Below are 5,524 nucleotides of genomic sequence, written 5' to 3' on the forward strand. Positions count from 1 at the left end.
CAGCGGTTACGCTTCAGTTCATCGAAGCCAGAAGCAGTTGGTAAGGCAGTGAGTTTTCGCCTTATTAACGATTCGATCCTCTCGGTCGAAAGCGGTTGAAAAGAGGTGTTGACAGCAGCGTGTAACGCTGTAGAATTCGCCTCCCGCTAACGAGAGATCGGAAGCGCAAGTGGTTGAAGTTAAAAAGGAAACTTTGAAAACTTCTTAAAAAAATCACTTGACAGCAAATGAGGCTGCTGTAGAATGCGCGCCTCGGTTGAGACGAAAGATCTTAACCAACCGCTCTTTAACAACTGAATCAAGCAATTCGTGTGGGTGCTTGTGGAGTCAGACTGATAGTCAAAAAGATTATCAGCATCACAAGTTACTCCGCGAGAAATCAAAGATGTAACCAACGATTGCTGAGCCAAGTTTAGGGTTTTCTCAAAACCCAAAGATGTTTGAACTGAAGAGTTTGATCATGGCTCAGATTGAACGCTGGCGGCAGGCCTAACACATGCAAGTCGAGCGGCAGCACGGGTACTTGTACCTGGTGGCGAGCGGCGGACGGGTGAGTAATGCCTAGGAATCTGCCTAGTAGTGGGGGATAACGTCCGGAAACGGGCGCTAATACCGCATACGTCCTACGGGAGAAAGTGGGGGATCTTCGGACCTCACGCTATTAGATGAGCCTAGGTCGGATTAGCTAGTTGGTGAGGTAATGGCTCACCAAGGCGACGATCCGTAACTGGTCTGAGAGGATGATCAGTCACACTGGAACTGAGACACGGTCCAGACTCCTACGGGAGGCAGCAGTGGGGAATATTGGACAATGGGCGAAAGCCTGATCCAGCCATGCCGCGTGTGTGAAGAAGGTCTTCGGATTGTAAAGCACTTTAAGTTGGGAGGAAGGGCAGTTACCTAATACGTGATTGTTTTGACGTTACCGACAGAATAAGCACCGGCTAACTCTGTGCCAGCAGCCGCGGTAATACAGAGGGTGCAAGCGTTAATCGGAATTACTGGGCGTAAAGCGCGCGTAGGTGGTTTGTTAAGTTGGATGTGAAAGCCCCGGGCTCAACCTGGGAACTGCATCCAAAACTGGCAAGCTAGAGTATGGTAGAGGGTGGTGGAATTTCCTGTGTAGCGGTGAAATGCGTAGATATAGGAAGGAACACCAGTGGCGAAGGCGACCACCTGGACTGATACTGACACTGAGGTGCGAAAGCGTGGGGAGCAAACAGGATTAGATACCCTGGTAGTCCACGCCGTAAACGATGTCAACTAGCCGTTGGGAGCCTTGAGCTCTTAGTGGCGCAGCTAACGCATTAAGTTGACCGCCTGGGGAGTACGGCCGCAAGGTTAAAACTCAAATGAATTGACGGGGGCCCGCACAAGCGGTGGAGCATGTGGTTTAATTCGAAGCAACGCGAAGAACCTTACCAGGCCTTGACATCCAATGAACTTTCTAGAGATAGATTGGTGCCTTCGGGAACATTGAGACAGGTGCTGCATGGCTGTCGTCAGCTCGTGTCGTGAGATGTTGGGTTAAGTCCCGTAACGAGCGCAACCCTTGTCCTTAGTTACCAGCACGTTATGGTGGGCACTCTAAGGAGACTGCCGGTGACAAACCGGAGGAAGGTGGGGATGACGTCAAGTCATCATGGCCCTTACGGCCTGGGCTACACACGTGCTACAATGGTCGGTACAAAGGGTTGCCAAGCCGCGAGGTGGAGCTAATCCCATAAAACCGATCGTAGTCCGGATCGCAGTCTGCAACTCGACTGCGTGAAGTCGGAATCGCTAGTAATCGCGAATCAGAATGTCGCGGTGAATACGTTCCCGGGCCTTGTACACACCGCCCGTCACACCATGGGAGTGGGTTGCACCAGAAGTAGCTAGTCTAACCTTCGGGAGGACGGTTACCACGGTGTGATTCATGACTGGGGTGAAGTCGTAACAAGGTAGCCGTAGGGGAACCTGCGGCTGGATCACCTCCTTAATCGACGACATCAGCTGCTTCATAAGCTCCCACACGAATTGCTTGATTCATTGAAGAAGACGATAGAAGCAGCTTTAAGCTCCAAGCTGATAGCTCCAAGCTAACAGTTACAAGCTCGAAATTGGGTCTGTAGCTCAGTTGGTTAGAGCGCACCCCTGATAAGGGTGAGGTCGGCAGTTCGAATCTGCCCAGACCCACCAATTTTGTTATGGGGCCATAGCTCAGCTGGGAGAGCGCCTGCCTTGCACGCAGGAGGTCAGCGGTTCGATCCCGCTTGGCTCCACCATAAACTGCTTCTGAAAGCTTAGAAATGAGCATTCACCTTGAATGTTGATTTCTAGTCTTTTGATTAGATCGTTCTTTAAAAATTTGGGTATGTGATAGAAAGATAGACTGAACGTTACTTTCACTGGTAACGGATCAGGCTAAGGTAAAATTTGTGAGTTCTCTTTTAATTAAGAATGCAAATTTTCGGCGAATGTCGTCTTCATAGTATAACCAGATTGCTTGGGGTTATATGGTCAAGTGAAGAAGCGCATACGGTGGATGCCTTGGCAGTCAGAGGCGATGAAAGACGTGGTAGCCTGCGATAAGCTTCGGGGAGTCGGCAAACAGACTTTGATCCGGAGATCTCTGAATGGGGGAACCCAGCCATCATAAGATGGTTATCTTGTACTGAATACATAGGTGCAAGAGGCGAACCAGGGGAACTGAAACATCTAAGTACCCTGAGGAAAAGAAATCAACCGAGATTCCCTTAGTAGTGGCGAGCGAACGGGGACTAGCCCTTAAGTGGCTTTGAGATTAGCGGAACGCTCTGGAAAGTGCGGCCATAGTGGGTGATAGCCCTGTACGCGAAAATCTCTTAGTCATGAAATCGAGTAGGACGGGGCACGAGAAACCTTGTCTGAATATGGGGGGACCATCCTCCAAGGCTAAATACTACTGACTGACCGATAGTGAACTAGTACCGTGAGGGAAAGGCGAAAAGAACCCCGGAGAGGGGAGTGAAATAGATCCTGAAACCGTATGCGTACAAGCAGTGGGAGCAGACTTTGTTCTGTGACTGCGTACCTTTTGTATAATGGGTCAGCGACTTATTTTCAGTGGCAAGCTTAACCGAATAGGGGAGGCGTAGCGAAAGCGAGTCTTAATAGGGCGTCTAGTCGCTGGGAATAGACCCGAAACCGGGCGATCTATCCATGGGCAGGTTGAAGGTTAGGTAACACTGACTGGAGGACCGAACCGACTACCGTTGAAAAGTTAGCGGATGACCTGTGGATCGGAGTGAAAGGCTAATCAAGCTCGGAGATAGCTGGTTCTCCTCGAAAGCTATTTAGGTAGCGCCTCATGTATCACTGTAGGGGGTAGAGCACTGTTTCGGCTAGGGGGTCATCCCGACTTACCAAACCGATGCAAACTCCGAATACCTACAAGTGCCGAGCATGGGAGACACACGGCGGGTGCTAACGTCCGTCGTGAAAAGGGAAACAACCCAGACCGTCAGCTAAGGTCCCAAAGTTATGGTTAAGTGGGAAACGATGTGGGAAGGCTTAGACAGCTAGGAGGTTGGCTTAGAAGCAGCCACCCTTTAAAGAAAGCGTAATAGCTCACTAGTCGAGTCGGCCTGCGCGGAAGATGTAACGGGGCTCAAACCATACACCGAAGCTACGGGTATCACGTAAGTGATGCGGTAGAGGAGCGTTCTGTAAGCCTGTGAAGGTGAGTTGAGAAGCTTGCTGGAGGTATCAGAAGTGCGAATGCTGACATGAGTAACGACAATGGGTGTGAAAAACACCCACGCCGAAAGACCAAGGTTTCCTGCGCAACGTTAATCGACGCAGGGTTAGTCGGTCCCTAAGGCGAGGCTGAAAAGCGTAGTCGATGGAAAACAGGTTAATATTCCTGTACTTCTAGTTATTGCGATGGAGGGACGGAGAAGGCTAGGCCAGCTTGGCGTTGGTTGTCCAAGTTTAAGGTGGTAGGCTGGAATCTTAGGTAAATCCGGGATTCTAAGGCCGAGAGCTGATGACGAGTTACCTTTTAGGTGACGAAGTGGTTGATGCCATGCTTCCAAGAAAAGCTTCTAAGCTTCAGATAACTAGGAACCGTACCCCAAACCGACACAGGTGGTTGGGTAGAGAATACCAAGGCGCTTGAGAGAACTCGGGTGAAGGAACTAGGCAAAATGGCACCGTAACTTCGGGAGAAGGTGCGCCGGTGAGGGTGAAGGACTTGCTCCGTAAGCTCATGCCGGTCGAAGATACCAGGCCGCTGCGACTGTTTATTAAAAACACAGCACTCTGCAAACACGAAAGTGGACGTATAGGGTGTGACGCCTGCCCGGTGCCGGAAGGTTAATTGATGGGGTTAGCTAACGCGAAGCTCTTGATCGAAGCCCCGGTAAACGGCGGCCGTAACTATAACGGTCCTAAGGTAGCGAAATTCCTTGTCGGGTAAGTTCCGACCTGCACGAATGGCGTAACGATGGCGGCGCTGTCTCCACCCGAGACTCAGTGAAATTGAAATCGCTGTGAAGATGCAGTGTATCCGCGGCTAGACGGAAAGACCCCGTGAACCTTTACTATAGCTTTGCACTGGACTTTGAATTTGCTTGTGTAGGATAGGTGGGAGGCTTTGAAGCGTGAACGCCAGTTTGCGTGGAGCCATCCTTGAAATACCACCCTGGCAACTTTGAGGTTCTAACTCAGGTCCGTTATCCGGATCGAGGACAGTGTATGGTGGGTAGTTTGACTGGGGCGGTCTCCTCCTAAAGAGTAACGGAGGAGTACGAAGGTGCGCTCAGACCGGTCGGAAATCGGTCGTAGAGTATAAAGGCAAAAGCGCGCTTGACTGCGAGACAGACACGTCGAGCAGGTACGAAAGTAGGTCTTAGTGATCCGGTGGTTCTGTATGGAAGGGCCATCGCTCAACGGATAAAAGGTACTCCGGGGATAACAGGCTGATACCGCCCAAGAGTTCATATCGACGGCGGTGTTTGGCACCTCGATGTCGGCTCATCACATCCTGGGGCTGAAGCCGGTCCCAAGGGTATGGCTGTTCGCCATTTAAAGTGGTACGCGAGCTGGGTTTAGAACGTCGTGAGACAGTTCGGTCCCTATCTGCCGTGGACGTTTGAGATTTGAGAGGGGCTGCTCCTAGTACGAGAGGACCGGAGTGGACGAACCTCTGGTGTTCCGGTTGTCACGCCAGTGGCATTGCCGGGTAGCTATGTTCGGAAAAGATAACCGCTGAAAGCATCTAAGCGGGAAACTTGCCTCAAGATGAGATCTCACTGGGATCTTGAATCCCCTAAAGGGCCGTCGAAGACTACGACGTTGATAGGTTGGGTGTGTAAGCGCTGTGAGGCGTTGAGCTAACCAATACTAATTGCCCGTGAGGCTTGACCATATAACACCCAAGCAATTTGCTTAACGAGCGAGTTGCGGTGTGTGAAGACGATACAAACCGAAAGTTTGCGAACACACAAATCTATTACATACCCATTCGCTGGCACGTTGCACAAGCAACGGACTGGCTACC

General features: G+C 50.9%; 2 tRNA genes and 2 rRNA genes. All 4 read left to right on the forward strand.

Annotation, left to right across the window (positions count from 1 at the left end):
* Window positions 1-442: 442 nt before the first annotated feature.
* The 4 genes from KCG88_RS30740 to KCG88_RS30755 all read left to right on the forward strand — a co-directional run bounded on the left by KCG88_RS30740 (window position 443) and on the right by KCG88_RS30755 (window position 5,392).
* Window positions 443-1,981: ribosomal RNA gene (locus KCG88_RS30740) — 16S ribosomal RNA — on the forward strand.
* Between the two features lie 123 nt (window positions 1,982-2,104).
* Window positions 2,105-2,181 (forward strand) — tRNA-Ile (locus KCG88_RS30745).
* Between the two features lie 10 nt (window positions 2,182-2,191).
* A tRNA-Ala gene (locus KCG88_RS30750) sits at window positions 2,192-2,267 on the forward strand.
* A gap of 233 nt (window positions 2,268-2,500) precedes the next feature.
* Window positions 2,501-5,392 (forward strand): 23S ribosomal RNA (locus KCG88_RS30755).
* The 16S and 23S rRNA genes sit together here with 2 tRNA genes alongside, the layout of an rRNA operon.
* Window positions 5,393-5,524 lie beyond the last annotated feature (132 nt).

The sequence above is a fragment of the Pseudomonas sp. MWU349 genome (assembly GCF_017947325.1).
Taxonomy (GTDB): Bacteria; Pseudomonadota; Gammaproteobacteria; order Pseudomonadales; family Pseudomonadaceae; genus Aquipseudomonas; species Aquipseudomonas protegens.